Origin of the sequence: Paeniglutamicibacter antarcticus (assembly GCF_039544305.1) — a bacterium.
In the GTDB taxonomy this organism is placed as follows: domain Bacteria; phylum Actinomycetota; class Actinomycetes; order Actinomycetales; family Micrococcaceae; genus Paeniglutamicibacter; species Paeniglutamicibacter antarcticus_C.
Genome location: NZ_BAABLK010000037.1, coordinates 148,493 through 168,386, shown reverse-complemented (window position 1 = coordinate 168,386; position 19,894 = coordinate 148,493). Strand labels below are relative to the sequence as shown.

Sequence of the window (19,894 nt, the reverse complement as noted above, 5' to 3'; positions counted from 1 at the left end):
GATCGACAATATTATTGCCGACCAGACTTCCCGGCTCACCTGATTTCCACAGTACGTGAAATAGTTAGCTACCGACACCGAGTTTCCCGGTCATCGACTGGCGCATCTTCAAGCTCGCGGTGTTCAGGCCCACGATCTCGACGTTTTTGCCATGTTGCCGGTATTTTTCGCAGATGGCATCCAGGGCAGCAATCGTTGAAGCGTCCCATAGGTGTGAGGCGTGCATGTCGATGACCACGTTAGACGGGTCCATCGCGTACTCAAACTGGGTGTAGAGGTCGTTGGAGGAAGCGAAGAACAACTCCCCGTTGACCACGTAGGACGCCGTGTCCTTTGGTTCATCGACGGTGCGGGTGACGGTGACGAAGTGCGCCACGCGGTTGGCGAAGAGCACCATCGCGGTCAGCACACCGACCCCGACGCCGATGGCCAGGTTATGCGTCCACACGGTGAAGATCACCGTGATCAGCATGACCGTGGTTTCGCTCTTGGGCATCATGCGCAATGTCGAGGGCTTGATGCTGTGCCAGTCGAAGGTCGCGATCGAGACGAAGATCATCACGGCGACCAGTGCGGCCATGGGGATCAGCGCGACGATGTCTCCGAGCGCCACCACCAGGATCAGCAGGAAGACCCCGGCAAGGAAGGTGGAGATACGCGTCCTGGCGTGCGATCCCTTAACGTTGATCATGGTCTGGCCAATCATGGCGCAGCCGCCCATGCCGCCGAAGAAACCAGTGATGATGTTTGCCACACCCTGACCCCAGGATTCGCGGGTCTTGTTTGAGCGGGTATCGGTGACGTCGTCTACAAGCTTTGCCGTCATCAGCGACTCCAGCAAACCAACGAATGCCATAGCCAGCGCGTAGGGGAAGATGATCTTCAGGGTCTCAAGGTCCAGCGGGACGTTGGGCATGAAGAGTGCCGGAAGGCTATCGGGCAGCTCGCCCTTGTCTCCCACGGTGGGAACCGCCAGGGAAGCCACCACGGCAATGAGCGTCAAGACGACAATTGCCACCAACGGTGCCGGAACGACCGTGGTGATCTTCGGCAGCCCGAACACGATGAGCAAACCCAATGCCGTGAGCGGGTAAACATGCCACGGGACACCCAGCAGCTCCGGAACCTGGGACATAAAGATCAAGATGGCCAAGGCGTTGACGAAACCAACCATGACCTGGCGCGGGATGAAGCGCATCAACTTAGCCACACCAAGCAACGCGAGGATCACTTGGAAGACTCCGGCCAGGATGACCGCGGAGACAAAGTAGTCCACGCCGTGGCTGGCGACCAGCGGGGCGATGACCAGGGCAATGGCACCGGTCGCCGCGGAAATCATCGCCGGGCGGCCACCGAGGAACGAGATGGTCACGGCCATGGTGAAGGACGCGAAAAGCCCGATGCGCGGGTCAACGCCCGCAATGACCGAAAACGCGATGGCCTCGGGGATCAGGGCCAAGGCCACGACCAGCCCGGCGAGCACCTCGGTCTTGAGCAGTCGCGGGGACTTGAAGGTACGCAGCACTGATTGCCGCTCTTCCGGGGACAGGAGAGGACGCTCGGTGGTATTCGTGGCCATTGCTGGTTCCGTTCAAATGGGGGCGGCGCGCACGGCGCCGGTGACGTGCAATCTAACGGGGCGGTGTGCCCTGGTGCGGCGACGTGTTATGCCACCAAGAGGGCAGGCAGCGCGCACCGAAGAATTTAAACCCTACCCTAACGTCAGGGTAGGGTTAGCATCCATGGAGACGGGGAAATTGATGTCGAGCACCGCTGAACGGACAATGCACATCGGGGACTTGGCAGAGGCGACGGGTCTGTCCCAGCGCACCATCAGGCACTATGACGAGGTGGGGCTTCTGCCGGCCAGCACGCGCAGCGACGGCGGATTCCGGATCTATACCGAGTCGGACCTGAAGCGCATGCTGGTGATTCGTTCCATGAAACCGCTGGGGTTCACCCTTGAGGAAATGAGCGAGCTGCTGGAGACCGTCGACATCTTGGCAAGTGACGCAACGGATACCGGGGCCCGAACCAAGATGGAAGATTTCATCGCCCAAGCCAACGACAAGCGTGAAAAGTTGGCGCTGAACCTACGCCGAGCGGACGCCTTTCTGGCGGATTTGCGCACCAGGTAGGCAACACTCCCGGCACGGCCCGTCATACCAATCCGCCTGCCAAGCTCCGGGAGCGCTCTGCGGAAAGGCTTCTGAAGTTCCCCGACGGGCACTCCCCTGTTTCAGCTTTCCATGGCACTTGCGCGCAGGAAACCGCCTCGCAGGCAGGGTCTACGGCCCTAGCCACAGAACCAACGGACCGTCCCATGCAACACCGTATTCCGCTACGGACAGCGACTGATCCAGCTGTCTCTTGCTTGGCCAGTGAGTGATGGCTAAGTACAGCTGGTTCGCGAGCACCCCGTATAGTTGCCTATCGCTTTAGTTCGCAGAAAATAGTTTCCAGGACGGGAAATAGACCGATGCCGAAAAACCAAGGTTCCGCGCCACCGGTGGAGGGGGATGATCCGATCATTTCCGAGGATCATTCGTTATTGCGCAAGATTGAGGCAAACTACCCTCATAAGATCCACCCGGGGCTTGTTCCCGGGATATCGGTGGACGACCAGCGGATCAAGTACGGTACCGACCGTCTGGTCTTCAGCATCGCGGCAGTGCTGATTCTCGCGTTCATTGCCTGGGGCGTGATCTCCACCGAATCGCTGAAGAGCGTTTCGGATATAGCGTTGAGCTGGGTCGTCGCCAACGTCGGATGGTTGTTCACCTCGTTGGTTTCCTTGGTGCTGGTGTACATGATCTTCCTGGGATTCAGTAAGTACGGCCGTATTACCCTGGGAGTGGACGGAGAGAAGCCCGAATACTCGAAGTTCTCGTGGATTGCCATGATGTTCTCGGCCGGCATGGGCATCGGCCTGTTCTTCTTTGGCCCCTACGAACCGTTGGCCTACTTCATCTCTCCGGCACCGGGCACGGCAGACCCGGAAACACGCGAAGCAATTCACCGCGCCATGGCCCAGACGATCTTCCACTGGGGTCTGCACGCGTGGGCGATCTACGCATTGGTCGGAGCAGCAGTGGCCTACGGCGCATACCGCCGTGGCCGGGTCCCGCTGATGAGCTCAATCTTCACCACGCTGTTCGGCAAGCGCCAAACCGAAGGCATCCCCGGCCGCCTGATCGACATGTTCGCCATCGTCGCCACCCTGTTCGGCACCGCAGCTTCCCTGGGAATCGGAGCGCTACAGGTTGGTCGCGGGGTGGAAATCGTCAGCGGCATCGGCAAGCTATCCAATGCCGGGCTCATCATCATTATCGCGATCCTCAGTGCTGCCTTCGTGGCCTCGGCCGTTTCCGGCATCGGGCGCGGTATCCGTTGGCTCTCGAACATCAACATGACATTGGCCTTCGCCCTGGCAACCTTTGTGTTTGTCGCCGGGCCAACCCTGTTCTTGTTGAACCTCGTCCCCGCCTCGTTGGCCGAGTACCTCTCGGAACTTCTGCACATGATGAGCAAGGGACCCTCATGGGGTGGCGAGGCTGCTGACTTCTCCGCCACCTGGACGGTCTTCTACTGGGCTTGGTGGATTTCATGGTCGCCATTCGTCGGTATTTTCCTGGCCCGGATCTCCCGCGGCCGGACGATCCGCGAGTACGTGATGTACGTGCTGGTTGTCCCCACCCTGGTCGGCGCCCTGGCCTTCACCGTCTTTGGCGGCACCTCCATCTGGTTGAGGATGAACGGTTCGGACATCGGCACCGATTCATCCCCGCAGGATTTGTTCTTCAATGTCTTGGACCAGCTTCCATTGGCCCAGATCACTCCCTTTGTGGCCATGGCATGTGTTTCGATCTTCTTCATCACCTCCGCCGACTCGGCCTCCGTGGTGATGGGCATCCTTTCCCAGCGTGGCAAGGCTAACCCTGACAAGAAGATCATCGTCTTCTGGGGCCTGGCGATGATGGGGATCGCGGTGGTGATGCTGCTCGTGGGAGGAAGCACCGCACTGGAGGGCCTGCAGAACCTGATCATTGTCTCCGCCCTGCCCTTCGCCTTGATTCTCATCCTGCTGATGATTGCCTTCGCCAAGGACCTGCGCAGCGATCCCTTGATGATCCGCCGGGACTTCGCCTACCAGGCCATCGAAAACGCCGTCAGGACCGGCATTGACGACTACGGGGATGATTTCGAGCTCAGCGTGCAGAAGGCGGAGAACGGAAACGGCGCCGGAGCCGGCTTCGACTCCCACGGAGCCGAAGTCACCGAGTGGTACCAGCGCCACGACGAGGAAGGCACTCCCGTGGGATACGACTACAAGGCCGGTGAATACGACGACGGTTGGGTTTCGGAAGGCAAAGCCGCCGAAAACGCAGCCAAGGCAGGCGAGGAAGAGGATCCCAAGACCCCCTGACACCGATGAGAGGCAAAGGCCCGACCTTTCCCTGTCTTGTATGCATGTAGGCCGTGGTTGGCCAGATCCCCGCAAGGGAGATGGCAGAGCACGGCCTGCGTCGTTTTCACAAGTTCCCGACCTCTGGCACCGCACGGATCCTCCCGGCAACCGATTCCAGGTGTCCGGCCCGGACGGCCGATTCAAGCCCGGTCTGCAGCCACTGGGAAACCTTCTTGGTCATGCGCGAATATCCCATCACTCCCATCGCCTCGCGTTTGAGCTCGTCAACACCCCATTGCCCGCCCTCGAGCACCAGGGCACACATGAGGTTGGCGATCTCGCGGGGAGCGATCTCCTCGATCGCGATCTCCCGCGCCGCGAAGCCCGTGCGGTAATTGGTCCATTCCTGCCCCCGTTCACTGGCGGTGCAGATGAAGCCATCGACATCGGGTTCGTGGAGCCGTGGATCCAAGGCAGCCAACATGGCGTCTTCCCTGGCCCCCGAGACCCTGCCGGATTCATAGGCGTTGATGGCCAGCTTGGCCAGGCGCTTGGGATCGATCGGGGCTTCGGCCGCAAGAATCTCTCCCAGTAGCGCAGCAGCCTTCTTCTTGCCCGCCTTGGTACCCAGGTCATCGAGTTCAGCTTGGTTCCCCACCTGGCGCACCCGCCAAGGCACATAGTCCGTGGCCTTGCCGGGCTGGCGCTGCGGAGGCATCCCGGGGTCCACGGCCTCTTCGGTTCCGTTGTGCCTCGAGGCCGCCGTTGGATGCGGCTTCCCCGCATCCGGTTCCCGGGTTGCCCGCAGGAGTTCGGCCTCCAGGGAATCAAGGACCTTGCCTGGATCCTCAAGCCAAGCCGGCAGCCAGATCCGCGCCACCGCGGACCAGCCAAGCAGATCGCGCAGGATAGCTTCCGGCAACCCGTCGCGGTCCCCCACCGTCTTGCGCCGGGCCCAGGGTTCGTTGTCCAGCAGTATGGCCATCACGGGCTCCTTGGGGGATTCGGCCAGGGCTACGGTCACATCGATCCTGAACTCGGAGAGTCCGACGTTGGTGCGCACGTGGTGCCCGCGTTCACGCAACGCGACCGCCACCTGATCGCGGTGCCTGTCGCAGATCATAGCCACGGTGGAACCCTGTCCCAGTGCCCGTGCACCTTCCAGCGCCATGTCGAGGTACGCCCGCAGGTGCTTGATGCCCAGTGCCGAGGAGTCCTCGGCACGCAGCTGCCCGGGGTCGAAGCTGGAGAACACGACGACCTGGCGCCGGGCGCGGGTGATGGCTACATTCAGCCGCCGCTCGCCGCCAAGGTTGTTCAACGGGCCGAAGTTCAGCGGCAGCTTGCCTTGCTCGTTGGCGCTGAAGGCGGTGGAAAACAGGATCACGTCCCGCTCGTCGCCTTGGACGTTTTCCAGGTTCTTCACGAACAGGCCCTCGGACCCCGCATCCAGGGCCGCCTCGAGACGCTCGTCCGGGTCATCGCGCAGCAGGGTCTCGACAAGGTCGCGCTGTGGGGCGTTGAAGGTGACGACGCCGATCGACGGGGTCGAATCCGGGGATGCGGCAAAGCGCTTCTTGATTTCCATCACGATCTCGTTTGCTTCCACCGGGTTGGTGCGCAGCACACCGGCATCCCCGGAGCGGTGGAAGGTTCCCGGGACCCTGCGATGGGTGATGCCATAGCCCGGCGGCGCCTGGGACGTGGAGCCGTTGCGCGGGGAGGGAAAGGAGGAGAGCTTGCCCTCGTAGTAGTACTTGTTGCTGAAGGCGATCAGTGACTCGTCCTGGCTGCGATAGTGCCAGGACAGCCAGCGGCGCCCGATGCGCGCCATGACGGCCTCGCTGAGGATCGATTCCTCATCGGCGACCAGCAATTGAGATTCCGGGTCATCCTCGCTCCCGGTGGACACCTCGGCAAAGGAGCTTGGCGGCATCTGCTTCGAATCCCCGACGATGACCGCGGACTTCGCACGGCCCAGGGTGCCGATCGCGTCGGCGACCCGGATCTGGGACGCCTCGTCGAAGACGACGATGTCGAATTCCCCGGCCCTTGGCGGGAAGAACCTGGCGGCGGAGTCCGGGCTGACCAGCACGCAGGGCAGGATGGTGGCCACCAGGTCGCCATAGGAATCCATGAGCTGGCGTACGCTCATCCCGCCGCGACGGCGCTCAAGCTGCCGGGCCAGTTCCCCCACGCGGCTCTCGGATTTCTTGAGTTCGGTCGCGCGACGGGTGATGATTTTCTCGGGCAGGGACTTGCCCAGGTGCTTGCGCAGCGCCTGGGACGAGGAAGTGAAACGCTCGATCATGCGCATCTGGGTGTCGGTGTTGAAGGTATCGAATCCGTGGGTGCCCAGCCTCTCGGCTAGGGACGATTCTGCGGTGCCGCGCATGAATCCGCGCCATGCATCAAATGCCGGGAAGTTACCGGTGGCCAGCTGTGTCCACGCCTCATCCAGCCCGTGTGCCTTCAGCGGTTCGAGCGCTTCGATGAATGCCACCCAGCGTTTCAGCCCCCGGCCCCGGGAAACTGCGCTGCCGCGCTCGTTGGCACTTTTCAGGTAGCTTCCCAGGAATCCGTGGGTGGAAGGCCAGATCGAGTGTGTGCGGGTTTCGGGTGGGATCGCGCCGGCCAATCGATCCCAAGCGGCGGCGATGCACCGCAGCTCGGCAGCAAGCTCCGGGGCCAACGGAGCCTGGCGGCCCAGGGCCTCACGCAGCGTGTGGGCGTATGAAGCATTCGTTTCTGCACCTGCGACAGGGACGAACCGGGAAAGGTGCAGCAGCCGGTCGCGCTGTTGGGCCACCGAGTCGATGTCGCCTTCAATGAACGGGTTCCAGTGTGATCCCAGCACGACGCCAGGGGATTCATGCAGGTTCGCAACGAGACCGGAGCATCGGGCGCGGGCCTCGATGAGGGAGTGGAGAACGGCCACGAGGTTCTTGGCATCCGATTCGTTGCCTCTCCAGTGCGCACCGAAGTATTCACAGATGACCTGAGCGCGGCGCTTCTTGCGTCCCAGGCCGAGGAATCCAAACCTGTCGGCTTCCGCTGCGGCAGCTTCCACCGGGGCAAGATCCATTTCCAGAACAACGGGGTCCACCACCTTAGGGAGCCAAGGCATCGACGTCGCCAGCTCGGTGGCTTCGGCCAGCAGCTTGTGGGTGCGCTGGCGCCACGTCGGTTCGCCGACCGCATCAAGCACCTCCAGCGGCACCACGGCATCGATGAGTTCGGCAAGTTGACGCAGGTCCTCGGGACCCGTTGCCGCTTCGATAAGCACAGTGATGGCCGCCTCGGCGTTGGCGAGCCCTGCATCGGCCAACGCGGCATCTAGCTCACGGGTGGATGCAAGCAGGGCGTCCATGCCCTCACTGTTGATCGGTCCGGCGATGAAACCCCAGGAGTGATCGTTGCTCGGGGCCGCTGGCTGCGCGGTTTCGGGCAAGCGCAGAAGCGTCTCGCGCACCGCGGCGAGCTCTTGCTGGCCCGCCCGGGCGGCAAAGGATACGGGGACCGGCAGCGCCGGGATCTCCGGGTCCATGGACAGGGCGGCGTTGTGTGCCCCGTAGGCGGAGACTCCGGCAGGGTTTGGATCGTGCAGGTCGCGCGCGTAGGAGCGGAGTCTGCGCGCCGAAGATTCCAGGTCCCCTTCCGCTAGCTTGATCCCGGCGTGGTCGGCGAAAACCAGGTGGTCCAGCGAGGCCTTGATCTGGGCGCGCACCGCATTCGGGGAGGACCTCTTGTCATGCAGGTCCAAGGCGAATTCGCCCAGTCCCACCTCGTCCAGGCGCTTGCGCACCACTTCGAGCGCCGCACGCTTCTCCGCCACAAAGAGCACCTTCTTGCCTTCGGCCATGGCGTGGGCAAGCAGGTTGGTGATGGTCTGGGACTTTCCTGTCCCCGGAGGGCCCTCCAGCACAAAGGTGCGACCGGCGGAGGCTGCGGCGACCGCCTCAAGCTGGGACGAGTCGGCGGGTACCGGGCAACGGGCCGCCAGCGCATCGAGGTCCTCCACCAGCGCCCCGGAATCAGTGCCTGCAGGATCGTTGAATACGCTGGTTGGGGATTCAACCAGGTGGCGCACCAACGGGGCGGCCATAAAGGTCTCCCAGTTTTCGTCCAGGTCCCGCCACATCCTGAACTTGGCGAATTGCAGGATCGCAAGATCCACGGTTCCCTCCACATGGAAGGGAAGATCCGCTGCCACCAGCGCCTCACGCAGTGCCGCGAGCGCCGCGGGCACATCGATGCCAGAGGCATCGAGCACGGGGTCCTCGAAACCGGGGATGCGCAGGCCGAATTGCTCGTGCAATTTTTCGGCCAAGGCAAAGTTGGGGGTGGAGGTTCCGGTCTCGTCGATTTCGACGCGGTAGTGCTTTCCGCGTCCGGCGGGTTTCAGGTGGACGGGGATCAGGAACAACGGGGAACGCAAGGCACGCGACTCGACCGACCAGTTCAGCGAACCCAGGGCGAGGTAGAGGTTGTTTGCGCCGTTCTCATCGGTGATCCTCTTGGCTTCACCTGCGAGCCTGCGCAGCCGTGAGACGTATTTCTCCTCCTCCAGCCGGGTGTAGACCCTTGCGCGGGTCAGGAGCAGCTCGATGCGGCGTTCGATGGGAAGCAACGGACCCGAGGAGTAACGTTGTGCATCCAGCGCACCGATCTCGTTGGCCGGCAGCAGCTCGATGGCCTTGCCGTCGTTGATCAGGTCCTCGAACCCGTCAACCACCGATTCGGGCACCGCCAGCGGGACGCGTGAGCGTTCGGTGAAGTTCAACAGCCGGTTGCGCAAGGACAGATCGAGCAGCCCGTTCTTCCATGCCGTGATGCGTGGTGGCTCCGTCCTTGAAGTGGAAAGCGGTGTTGGGAGGCGTCGTTCGGATTTTTCCTTGAAGAAGCGCTCGAGCGTATCCGGGGCAGCCGCCTTGTACTCGATGACAACGGGCCGTCCTGTATCCGAGAGGCCGCGGGCCGGAAGCGGTGTGATCCCGGAGCGTCGCGCGGCCCTGACATCAACCCCATAGACCAGGCGCCCGGCAGCTTCGGCACCTTGGGCGTACTCGCGCAGAGTACCGGCCGATGCCTCGGCGATGGGCTGTGGGATCCCGCTGGTGACACCGGTGCTCTCCACAACACGCAGGTGCCCGGCGCCGATGAGGTTCAGCAGAGCGCTTGCGCCCTCTGCATCGAGGCTGGCGCTGGGCAGTGCGCCGTCGGGGATGCGCCAATACGCCAAAAAGGCGTGGTCGGTGGACAGCCAGATCACCGAGTTGATGCCGATGGCTTCGAGCAGCGCGGCCAGCAGCAATGTGGTCTCCAGTGCGCTGCCGACGCGTTCAGTGAGGACCTCCTGCGCGCCGCGGAGGTATTGCCCTCCCACCTCGCCCAGGTCCCAGCCCGTGGGCTGGGCACCCAGGCGGATGCCGCGGGAGCCGAGCACCTCGAAGATGCACGACACCGACAGGTCAACCCGTTCGGTCCCGCCCACCGTGGTTTCGAGGTCTTCGCCACCGGTGCGCGTGCGAAACAGGTCCCCGGCAGCGGAGAGCAGTTGGCCAAGCGCCGGATGCTGGGGTTGCACGAATGCCGCCAGCAACTCGGCGTTCGCTTGGTTCGAAGCGCCGGGCCAATGGCTTGCCGGCAGTAATTCGAGCTCGCCTGATTCCTCGGCAATGAGCTTTCCGTTTTCGGCCACCCTGACCACGAGCCGGCCCGGACTCCGCGCATCGACCAGGGAGAAGGCGGCCAAATCCAGCACCACGTCCAAGTCGTGGACTGTGCTGGTTCCGCACGGCAATTCCATGGACCGACGTGCCACGGCGGAAACCGGCAGGTTCCCGCGCATGGCCACCGCCGTCACCAGGACCTGCCGGGCCCTTTGCCCGTGGTTATCCAGCACGATCCGTTCAAGGATCCGGGCATGGGTGTGTGCGGTGGCGTAGTTGACTGTTTTGCCGTGGGTGATTCGCACCGAGACCGGACCGGCACCGGGTTCACGGGCTGAAACCTTCCCCATATCGCCTACGGCAAGGGATTGCAGCATCTGACGTACTTGGTCGGCCGCATCCTGCAATTCCAACCCGGCCAGGAAGTCCGTACAGGTTTCCAGGCTGCGCTGCGCTGCTCCGGAATCGAAGTCGGTGTTGTTCGCCCAGCCTTGGCGAATTTCCTGCACCGCCCGCGTCAATCGTTCCTGCGCCATTGTCAGTTCGGGGTCTGTGGAGGAGAGCAACACGCGCAATTGGGCACCCAGTGCGCCGACGCCGGTGGAGACCTCGGGGGTTTGAAGGACGTGGTCGAGCTTGTTCGACAGCTTCGTCCAGCCTCCTGCGGCGATGCGCATCGCCCGCTTTTCTTCAGCGAACCCGGCCAAGGCACCTGAGATGATTTCCAGTGCCGCTCCCACGTAGTCACCCTGGACACTCACGAGCGCATCCCTCTTTCCTGCGTGGGCCCGGCCGGTCGCGGGTGCTTGGATTCACTTAGTAGAACTTATCCCATCAACCCCGTGTGCGGGCCAAGAAACGTGAAGGCGGGTTCTTTCCACTTTGACGATGTGAACCGGCTTTCACGCTATCAGCCAGCCTCGGCAAGAACGCCGCAGGACGAAGCACACCGCGGTGTCTCGCTCTTGCTAGTGTCCCGCGCCGTAAATTCGTTGAATAAGTGTTAAAATTGATACATGGCACGCACCGGACGCCCCAAGGCAGAACTGATCCTCACCGATGAAGAACGCGACCAGCTTTCACGATGGACCCGCAGACGAAAGTCCTCCCAAGCGCTGGCGCTACGTTCACGGATCGTCCTGGCCTGCGCCGAGGGGATGACCAACAAGGACGTCGCCACCTTGGTCGGATGCTCGGCACCGACGGTGACGAAGTGGCGCTCACGGTTTGTGGATCATCGATTGGATGGGCTCAGCGATGATCCACGCCCGGGACGCCCTGCCACCATCAGCGCCGATTAGGTCGAAGACATCGTGGTCGCCACCTTGGAAAGCACTCCGGAAAACGCGACCCACTGGTCCCGCTCCAAGATGGCCGAACGCAGCGGACTATCCAAGTCCACCGTCGGGCGGATCTGGAAAGCCTTTAGCATCAAGCCTCACCGCACCGACGGGTTCAAACTCTCCAACGATCCGTTCTTCGTGGAGAAGGTCTACGACATCGTGGGTCTCTACCTGAACCCGCCCGAATCCGCCGTCGTCCTGTCGGTGGATGAAAAGTCCCAGGTCCAGGCTTTGTCCAGGTCGCAGCCCGCGTTCCCGATGATGCCGGGCATGCCCGAAAAGCGCACCCATGACTATGCCCGGCACGGCACCACGAGCCTGTTCGCCGCCTTGAACGTGGTTGACGGGACCGTGATCGCTTCCACCCATCGCAAGCACCGGGCCGTGGAGTTCAAGAAATTCCTGGCCAAGATCGATGCGCAGGTCCCGGAGGAACTGGACGTGCATATCGTCTGCGACAACTACGGGACACACAAGAGTCCGACCATTGTGTCCTGGCTGGCCCGGCACCCGCGGTTCACGATGCACTTCACGCCCACGTACTCGTCCTGGATCAACCAGGTTGAGCGATTGTTTGCCGAAGTGACGCGGGAACTGCTCCAACGCAGTGACCACCGAAGCGTGCAGACACTGGAGAAGGACCTGCGCAACTGGGTCAAGGGATGGAATGAAAATCCCAAGCCGTTTATCTGGACGAAGACTGCCGAGGAGATCCTTGAATCGTTGGGACGACTATTGAAACGAATTAACGGCGCGGGACACTAGGTACTTTCGACACCGCGAGCTCCAAGTACGCCGGATAAGGAGGCTGCAGATCTCCTCACAGTGGCCGCGAAGAACTAAAGACGGATCGCAAGGAACCACTCTCCTCATCTTTCAAGGGGCTATTGATCAGGCACCCGGATAGTCTCATGTACCAAAGCGCTTCCATTGCCGGGTGCCGGTCTTCTGGAACGACGGACCGGCGGCCGGACTGCAGTGGCGCCTATCCAGAGCAATGCCCCCACAAAGCAAGGAAGCCAAGACCTCATGAGAAGCACCAGCATCCCGCAGTCCCTGAGGATGAACCCGGACTCGACTGCCGACCTGCACGAAACTTACAAGTACTTGCACGCCAACCCGGAGTTGTCCATGCAGGAGCACCGGACCGCCGACTACCTGGCCAAGCGCTTGGAAGATCTGGGATTGGAAGTCTTCCGCTGCGGAGGCACCGGAGTTGTGGGCGTGCTGCGTAACGGCGAGGGTCCGGTTATCGGTCTGCGTGCGGACACCGACGGATTGCCGGTCCTCGAAGACACTGGCCTGGATTATGCAAGCACCGCCACCGGCAAGCTTCCGGACGGCACCACCGTCCCTCTCATGCATGCCTGCGGTCACGACACTCACATGGCCACCGCATTGAAAACCGCCGAGCTTTATGCAGGTGCCCGCAACGCGTGGTCCGGGACCGTGGTGTTTATCCTGCAACCCGGGGAGGAAACGGGCGTCGGAGCCCGCGCCATGGTCCAGGACGGACTCTGGGACAAGGCCCCTAAGCCCGAGGTCATCTTCGGCCAGCACGTGATGGCGTCCCTGGCAGGAACCGTCAGCTTGATGCCGGGGGCGGCAATGGCCACCGCGGATTCCTTCAAGGTCACCGTGTACGGCCAAGGGTCCCACGGGTCCATGCCAGAAAACTCCGTCGACCCCATCGTGTTGGGCGCTTCCATGGTGCTGCACTTGCAGAGGATCGTCTCAAGGCAGGTGGCCCCCCAGTCTTCCGCAGTGGTGACCGTCGGCTCGTTCCACGCCGGGTTGAAAGAGAACATCATTCCTGACCGCGCGGTGTTCACCATCAACGTGCGCACCTTTGAAGCCGAAGTCCGCGACATGGTGCTCTCCTCGATCCGGCGCATCATTGCCGCCGAGGCCCAAGCCTCCGGCGCCATGGAACCGCTGATCGAGGATATCTCCGCTTTCCCGCCATTGCACAACGACCCGACGGAGACCGCGAAGCTCGCCGAGGCGTTCCGTGCCGAATTCGGCAAGGAGCATGTTGTGGACGGAGAACCGGTGATGGGCAGCGAAGACTTCGGGGCTCTGGCAGCCGCCATCGGTGTGCCCTCGGTGTTCTGGTTCTTCGGCGGCAACGACGCCGCGGCCTTGGCTGCCGGCACCCCACCGGCAAACCACTCGCCGTTCTTTGCCCCGGTTATCGAACCGACACTGAGCACCGGGGTCCAGGCGGCGGTGCGCGCACTGTTCTCGAAGCTCGGCAAGGTTTGATGTACCCGACGTTTTTTCCATCCAAGGGACACTTGCGTGATTGGTGAGGTGCCGCGAGGCTGGTTGGACACCTCACCCAACCCGTGGCAAGGACGCATGATGCTGAAACTCGAAGACCTTGATCTGGACATGATCGCCAGTGTCATGCAGGATGATGGTTCCATGGGCGCCGAGTACTACCTGGATCTTGACACCGGCGATGTAGTGCTCCCCGGATTCTCGGACGACCTGGAGATTCAAGACATCCAGGAGGGCAACTACGTCTGGATCGATCGCATCGAATCCTATGAGTCATACCGGCACATGGAGGATTTCACCCACGCACTGCCCGAGGGCCAAGCCCGCATGAAACTCGAGCAGGCGTTGATCCGCAGCAAACCGTTCCGTCATTTCAAAGAAACATTGAACTCATTCCCGGATCAGCGCAAGGCGTGGTTCGATTTCAAGGACGAGGCCATGCGCGAGGTGATCGTGCGGTGGTTGGTCTCCGTCGAAGCCATCGAGGATCCCGACCCCGACTCAGAAAGCGAAAACCTTCAGGAGTAGTGGCTTCGCTGCCTCGCAACCCCAAGTATGGCTTCGCAGCGAGATAGCGGGCGCCATTAGACCCATTGTTTAGTCGTGACATCCGGAATCGACAGACCTGTCACGGGGCAAGCCAACGAGCTGCAGCGCCGGAAACCCGCCAACAAGCAGAGCCTTTTTCCTCTCATTTATCCCTACACCGAAAAAACTAGCTAGCTTAGCTAGTAATCAGATAGTATTGGCAATGCGTTACCCATGCTGTGCCGGCCTGAACATTCGTTGAAGAGGTTTACACGTGAGAGTCCAGATTTGTCTTGATGCGGTGAAGAAGGCCGAACGGCTGGTCGATGCCTTACGGCTCGGTGACGATCTAGCCGTGGAAGCGAGCCGGGATGGCGGGGTGCGCAACATGCGCCTGCTGCGTAGCACCATCGCCGCGAACGACCAGGTCGCTGCGATCGCAGCTATCCACGCACTGGCCCAGATCGGTGACGAGGAAGCCGATGTCGTCCTCTCTGAGTTGCTCTCCAGTGACCAAGGGTTCATTCGCGAACATGCCGCGTGGGCACACAGTTCCCGAGCACCACGCGCAGGATCCTTGGGACGCCTCATCGGGCTGGTCTCTTCCGGGGGGTTCGCCGCCATGTTGGCCCAACGCACCTTGGAGGGCTGGGCGGTCCCGGCACCGGAAATGGTTGCCGTCGGACTCGAAAGTGCGTTGTTGGGTGTCACCGAACCGGCACGCCGCTATCGATTGGTGGAAACCCTGGGCTTGGTGCAGCACTCCATGGCCGCTTCTCCCCTGACCCGCATTGCGCGGGACGCTGCCGAAGAACAAACAGTCCGCGTCGCAGCCGTCATTGCCCTGGGACAGCGAAGCACCGAGGAATCAACATCCACAGTGCTTCAGGAGATCGCCCAGGGAACCGGCCTGCTCGCAGAAGCCGCACGGCTTTCACTGAGCGATCTTTCCGAGGCGACGGGACCGGTTGCCACTGAGGTTCCTGCCGCACGCGAAACGGGCCTGACCGTTGCCCAGCTCTTCCTGCATGCCGATATCGATGCGGAACTGAGCCAGGCGGGCAGCGGGGACAACGGCGGGATCGCCACCTTGTTGGTTCGCTTGGGCGATGCCCTGGTCGCCGGCCACGAGGACGGATCCCAAACCGACGGCAGCCAGGTTCCGGTCGACCGAGTGTTGACGCTTTCGCGCGGTGGCCTTGAAGCGGCCGCGCAAAGCATGGCCACCTTGGCCGAGGAACAAACCGGACACCTCTACGGCCGGGTTCCGCTATTGCAGGGACCTTTGCCCTCGGCGAGCGCATGGCCGCTGCGCGTGGCTGCCCGCCGGGGTATCCACCGCATCCTCAGATCCGTGGGACATGTGGACGCACTGCACCTGCGTATGGCGGACGTGGGCAGCCTGGCTGCTTTCGATGTTGCCCGGAAGCTCGATATCCCTGTCATCTTCACCGCGGCGCCCGACCCGCACGCAGTCATCAATTCCATGGATCTCGCCGGACAGCTGACCCGGGAAAACTTTGGGGAAATCGACGCCGTGGAACATTTCTGGTTCCGCGCCCGACTGGTGCAGCGCATGGCGTCCAATGCCGCCCACACCATCTTCTTCCCCAGGCCCAACCTCGAAAACGACATGAAGCAACTGGTGGGCCTGGACATGGCCGCCGAACCGAACAGGCACACCATTGTTCCCGAAGGAATCGATTTGGGTGTCGTCGACCACGCAGTCCGCCGGGCCCAGGAGCACGCCGCAGGACAGCAAGCGGCCGAGCCGCTTCAAGAACTGGCCGAACTACTCAGTGCCCTGCCACAGGAGCGCCGTGGTTTGCCGCTGGTCATCAGTGTGGGGCGCTTCCACCGGGTCAAGGGAATGGCTTCGATCGTAGAGGCCTGGGCGAACTCGGATCTGCGCAACACCGCAAACCTGTTGCTGATCGGCGGGAACATGAAGAATCCCTCGGCAGATGAACGTGAACAGCTTGCACGGATTGATTCAATTATCGATCCGGGCGAACGTGCCGCGCACGGGCTGTTCCTGCCGGGCCACCGCCCCAACGGCACAGTGGCCCACTGGGTTGCAGCCGCACGTACCGGGCTACCCGGGTTTGCGGCACCTCGCGGGGTCTATGTCTGCGGAAGCCTTAAGGAAGAATTCGGCATCGCGTTGCTCGAGGCCATGGCCACGGGCCTGTTGGTGGTTGCGCCCAATGGCGGAGGCCCGGCCACCTATCTGGAGCAGGGACGCACCGGATTCCTTACCACCACCTGGGACACCAGCCTCTTGGGCAACTCCATCACCGAGGCACTGGCCTGCGCCGCCGCGGAAACCACCGAGGAGCGTGCGAGGTATTCACGCGCCGTCGTCGAGGCCGATTTCACGGTCGAAGCCATGGCCCGGGCCCTGGCCAAGGTATATTCCGATGTACACCACGCAGATGTGGAACTTCAAAGAGAGTTGGTTTCCGCCCCATGACCCTGCTGATTATCTCTCCCGACTATGCCTCCCACCTATACCCGCTGGCTGCCTTGGGCACCAACTGGCTGGAAGCGGGCGAACGGGTGGTGGTCGCCACGGGGGAAGCGACCGCGTCAATCGTGGAGTCCTTTGGTTTTGAGCATGTGCACCTGCAGCTGAGCCGTGGCTCGAATCCCGGGGTGATCCGGGCCGAGGAGCAACCCGACGGCGAGGATGATGCGCTGCGTGGGTTCTTTGCCGCCACCCGCCTGGGCATGGTCCAGACATTGGCGTTCCAGGCCGAGGCACGCATGAACGACCTCATGTGGGAACCGGTGAAGACCGCGAAGGCCGTGCAGAAGATCGTCGAAGAAGTGAAACCGACGACGATCATCGTGGACCACTTGGCCTTCAGCGCACGCCTGGGCATGGTTGCCGCCGGCATCGAGCACATCGACGTGGTCCTGGGCCATCCCACGGCCCTCCCCCTCCCGGCGGCTGCGGAAGTCTACGGCCTTCCCCCGGCCTGGCCAACGGCATTCTCCCCTGAAGACCAGGAAATCGAAGAGCTGCGCAACCTTTGCACCCGGGTGTCCGAGTCGTTTACCTCCGAGTGGAATTCGGCCCTGGCCCAGTTGGCGCCCCAGCTCCCGCCTTCCCCCGATGCCTTTGCCGAACACGGCGACGTGCTGGTCTTCAACTACCCCGGTGAGCTCATGACCGAAGAACGTACCGGACACCTGCCCCCTCACGTCTTCATCGGCTCGTCGGTTCGCGCCGAATCCGCCGAGGACCACATCGAAGCCTGGCTCTCGGAGAGCGATGAACCCTTTGTCTACGTCAGCTTCGGCAGCTTCCTATCGGTGCGCGGGGATGTGCTCAACAAGGTTGTCACCGCCCTGAAGGAATCCAATATCCGCGCAGCCGTTGCCTACGGCTCCGCCGGAGCCGAGTCCTTGGGCGAGGTCCCCGAAAACTGGCTGGTGGGTGAATTCCTGCCGCAGGTCACGCTGCTGGGTTCGGCCGCCGCCGCGGTGACCCATGGCGGAAACAACTCGGTCACCGAGTCCCTGACCTTCGGGGTGCCCACCGTCGTCCTGCCGTTTTCGACCGACCAGTTCGCCGGGGCCGCTGCATTGGAGAACATCGGCTTTGGTGCGGCACTGGCACCGAACACCGCCACGGTTCAAGAGCTCCGGCTAGCCCTTGGCGCCATGCTCTCCCTTCCACAGGACACCCGCGATGAGCTGCACTCCCTGGGCCAATCGCTGCGCGACGGTGCAGGAAGCGCCCAACTGCGCGCCGCCTTGGCCAAGGCAACCGGGCCCAGTAGGCAAGACCCCTCGCGCGTTGGATAATTGATCACGACGTTGGCTCTAGGAGAGGATTCCCGCAGGGCCTGATCAGCTGTCCGTGGTTCCCTCGGACCGTCCCTGTTGCGTCGCGCTTGGTCTGCCGATGGCCGGGGCATCCCGGGCATGCCGTGGATTTTTTGTCTCGACCTCGTCGCCCACCGCCGGCTCCTCATCGTGCGGCATCGCGGGCTTGAGCCGCAGGCTTGTCAGCAGGCCCAGCACCAGGACGCCGGCCGCTATCCAGGCGGCCACGGAGACACCTTGAGTCAATGCGTTGCGCGCCGCATCGGCGATGGCTGCCGTTTGCGGATTTGATGCCAGTGCGGAGATCGTTCCGCCCGAGCTGTGGGTCACCGAGTCGACGGCACCCTTCAGTTGCGGGAACTGGGCCACCAGCCCCGAGACCTGGGACTCGGTGGAATTCTTCAAGGTGGTGAACAATGCGGTGCCCAAGATCGCGATTCCCAGTGCCGAGCCCACTTGGCGTGCGGTGGACTGCGTGGAGGCGGCCTGTCCCGATTGCTGCACCGGAACATCGGCCAAGACCACTTGGGTCAGCTGGGCGGTGGCGAACCCCACCCCGATCCCATAGACAAAGAGGATCACCGACGTCATCCATGTGGAGGAATCCGGTCGGATCAACAAGGCCAGGGTGGCGACCGAGATGATCTCCAATCCAACGCCCAGCTGCACCATGCGCACCGCGGGCAGCGACTTGGACAGCGCCGAGATTGCACCCGAGGCCACGAAGGATCCCACTGCCAGCGGCACCAAGGCCAGACCCGCCTGGAGTGCGCTGAGACCAAGAACGTTCTGGAACCACAGCGGAAGGGAAAGGATCAACCCGAACTCACCTAGGCTCACCGTCAATGCAGTGAGGTTTCCGCGTGAGAAAGAGGAGATATTGAACAAGGAGAGATCAAGCAGAACACTACGATTGGCCTGTGACCGCGAACGCTCCAGCGCGATAAACCCGGCCAGCGCCAGGATGGACAAAACGAAGGTCGCCGGTACCGGGGAAAGCCCGAAGAGGGAGAAGGGTGCATCGGAGTTGGCGCTCCACCACCCGTAGTGGCGCCCCTCGATCAGGCCGAAGGCCAAAGATCCAAAGCCCACCACGGAGAGCAAGGCACCGAGGTAGTCATCGAGCCTCCCGGTGGCGGTCTCCCGGGACTCGGCAACGAAGTACAGCACCCCGCCTGCGGCTATCAACCCGAGCGGGACGTTGATCAAAAACGCCCAGTTCCAGCTGTAGGAAGAGGTCAGCCAGCCTCCGACGATGGGCCCCACGGCGGCCATGCCACCGATGGTCGAGCCCCATACGGCGAAGGCGATCGTGCGCTCCTTGCCACGGAAGTTGGCGTTGAGCAGTGAGAGGGTGGTGGGAAGGATCATTGACCCGCCGATTCCCTGGACGGCACGCGCCGCGATCAACCACATCCCCGAGGGCGCCAGCGCGCACAATGCCGAGCTCACCAAGAAGAGCAGGATGCCGAGCACCAAGATCCGGCGTCGCCCCACCCGGTCCGCAATCCTTCCCCAGACCAGCAGCAGCGCGGCGAAGACCAAGGTGTAGATTTCTTGGATCCACTGGACCTCGGTGGTGCTCAGGCCCAGGTCGTTGATGATCGCCGGAACCGCGACCGCCACGATGGTGCTGTCCATGATGATCAGGGCCACGGACAAGCTGATGGCCCCGAGACCGAACCAGCGCAATTTCACGTATCTGTCTGTAGTTGCTTCCACGGTTCACACACTACTCCTAGGTAGTTCCATCATGGAAGCACTTTTTCGGGGTTATCGAACCGTTTTGTCATCGGCCAACCCGGTGCGGGTTCCAATTTCCCCGG

Annotated in this window: 9 protein-coding genes and 1 pseudogene; 7 read left to right on the top strand and 3 right to left on the bottom strand. The window is 62.5% G+C overall.

Features of this window, described 5'->3' with window-relative positions; genetic code table 11:
- Nucleotides 1-64 precede the first annotated feature (64 nt).
- Nucleotides 65-1,579: a SulP family inorganic anion transporter gene (locus ABEA12_RS14860; RefSeq protein WP_210099503.1), complete on the bottom strand. Its 1,515-nt coding sequence runs from the start codon at nt 1,577-1,579 to the stop codon at nt 65-67.
- Nucleotides 1,580-1,760: 181 nt separating this feature from the next.
- Here ABEA12_RS14860 and ABEA12_RS14855 point away from each other — a divergent pair, with 181 nt between their 5' ends.
- Entirely contained in the window at nt 1,761-2,138 is a 378-nt protein-coding gene (locus tag ABEA12_RS14855) for a MerR family transcriptional regulator (RefSeq protein ID WP_345468775.1), read from the top strand.
- Between the two features lie 341 nt (nt 2,139-2,479).
- Nucleotides 2,480-4,426 (top strand): BCCT family transporter, encoded by a 1,947-nt coding sequence (locus tag ABEA12_RS14850; protein ID WP_210099502.1) that lies wholly within the window; start codon nt 2,480-2,482, stop codon nt 4,424-4,426.
- Nucleotides 4,427-4,532: 106 nt separating this feature from the next.
- Here ABEA12_RS14850 and ABEA12_RS14845 read toward each other — a convergent pair whose 3' ends face one another.
- A complete protein-coding gene (locus ABEA12_RS14845) occupies nt 4,533-10,841 on the bottom strand; it encodes an anti-phage protein ProA (RefSeq protein ID WP_210099501.1) in 6,309 nt (2,102 codons plus the stop codon).
- A 255-nt stretch (nt 10,842-11,096) separates the two neighbouring features.
- Here ABEA12_RS14845 and ABEA12_RS14840 point away from each other — a divergent pair.
- From ABEA12_RS14840 to ABEA12_RS14820, 5 genes and pseudogenes are all read left to right on the top strand, one after another.
- Nucleotides 11,097-12,188: pseudogene (locus tag ABEA12_RS14840) on the top strand (IS630 family transposase).
- A gap of 264 nt (nt 12,189-12,452) precedes the next feature.
- Nucleotides 12,453-13,688, top strand: coding sequence for an amidohydrolase (locus tag ABEA12_RS14835; protein WP_345468772.1), 1,236 nt, complete (start codon nt 12,453-12,455; stop codon nt 13,686-13,688).
- A gap of 96 nt (nt 13,689-13,784) precedes the next feature.
- Nucleotides 13,785-14,234, top strand: a complete 450-nt coding sequence (locus tag ABEA12_RS14830; RefSeq protein WP_210099500.1) for a UPF0158 family protein — start codon at nt 13,785-13,787, stop codon at nt 14,232-14,234.
- 274 nt (nt 14,235-14,508) lie between these two features.
- The gene (locus ABEA12_RS14825) at nt 14,509-16,707 is read left to right on the top strand and encodes a glycosyltransferase (RefSeq protein ID WP_210099499.1); all 2,199 of its coding nucleotides are present in this window, start codon (nt 14,509-14,511) and stop codon (nt 16,705-16,707) included.
- Nucleotides 16,704-18,047 carry a glycosyltransferase gene (locus ABEA12_RS14820; RefSeq protein ID WP_210099498.1) on the top strand — a complete coding sequence of 448 codons (1,344 nt, stop codon included), beginning with the start codon at nt 16,704-16,706 and terminating at the stop codon, nt 18,045-18,047. Before ABEA12_RS14825 ends, ABEA12_RS14820 begins: the two co-directional genes overlap by 4 nt.
- Nucleotides 18,048-18,092: 45 nt before the next feature.
- Here ABEA12_RS14820 and ABEA12_RS14815 read toward each other — a convergent pair whose 3' ends face one another.
- The gene (locus ABEA12_RS14815) at nt 18,093-19,790 is read right to left on the bottom strand and encodes a DHA2 family efflux MFS transporter permease subunit (RefSeq protein ID WP_345468769.1); all 1,698 of its coding nucleotides are present in this window, start codon (nt 19,788-19,790) and stop codon (nt 18,093-18,095) included.
- Between the last annotated feature and the right edge of the window lie 104 nt (nt 19,791-19,894).

What these genes read in the sequence shown, in the direction of transcription:
- ABEA12_RS14830 (WP_210099500.1), top strand. Translation starts at nt 13,785, where the DNA reads ATGATGCTGAAACTCGAAGACCTTGATCTGGACATGATCGCCAGTGTC.
- ABEA12_RS14850 (WP_210099502.1), top strand. Translation starts at nt 2,480, where the DNA reads ATGCCGAAAAACCAAGGTTCCGCGCCACCGGTGGAGGGGGATGATCCG.
- ABEA12_RS14855 (WP_345468775.1), top strand. Translation starts at nt 1,761, where the DNA reads ATGTCGAGCACCGCTGAACGGACAATGCACATCGGGGACTTGGCAGAG.
- ABEA12_RS14835 (WP_345468772.1), top strand. Translation starts at nt 12,453, where the DNA reads ATGAGAAGCACCAGCATCCCGCAGTCCCTGAGGATGAACCCGGACTCG.
- ABEA12_RS14860 (WP_210099503.1), bottom strand. Translation starts at nt 1,579, where the DNA reads ATGGCCACGAATACCACCGAGCGTCCTCTCCTGTCCCCGGAAGAGCGG.
- ABEA12_RS14820 (WP_210099498.1), top strand. Translation starts at nt 16,704, where the DNA reads ATGACCCTGCTGATTATCTCTCCCGACTATGCCTCCCACCTATACCCG.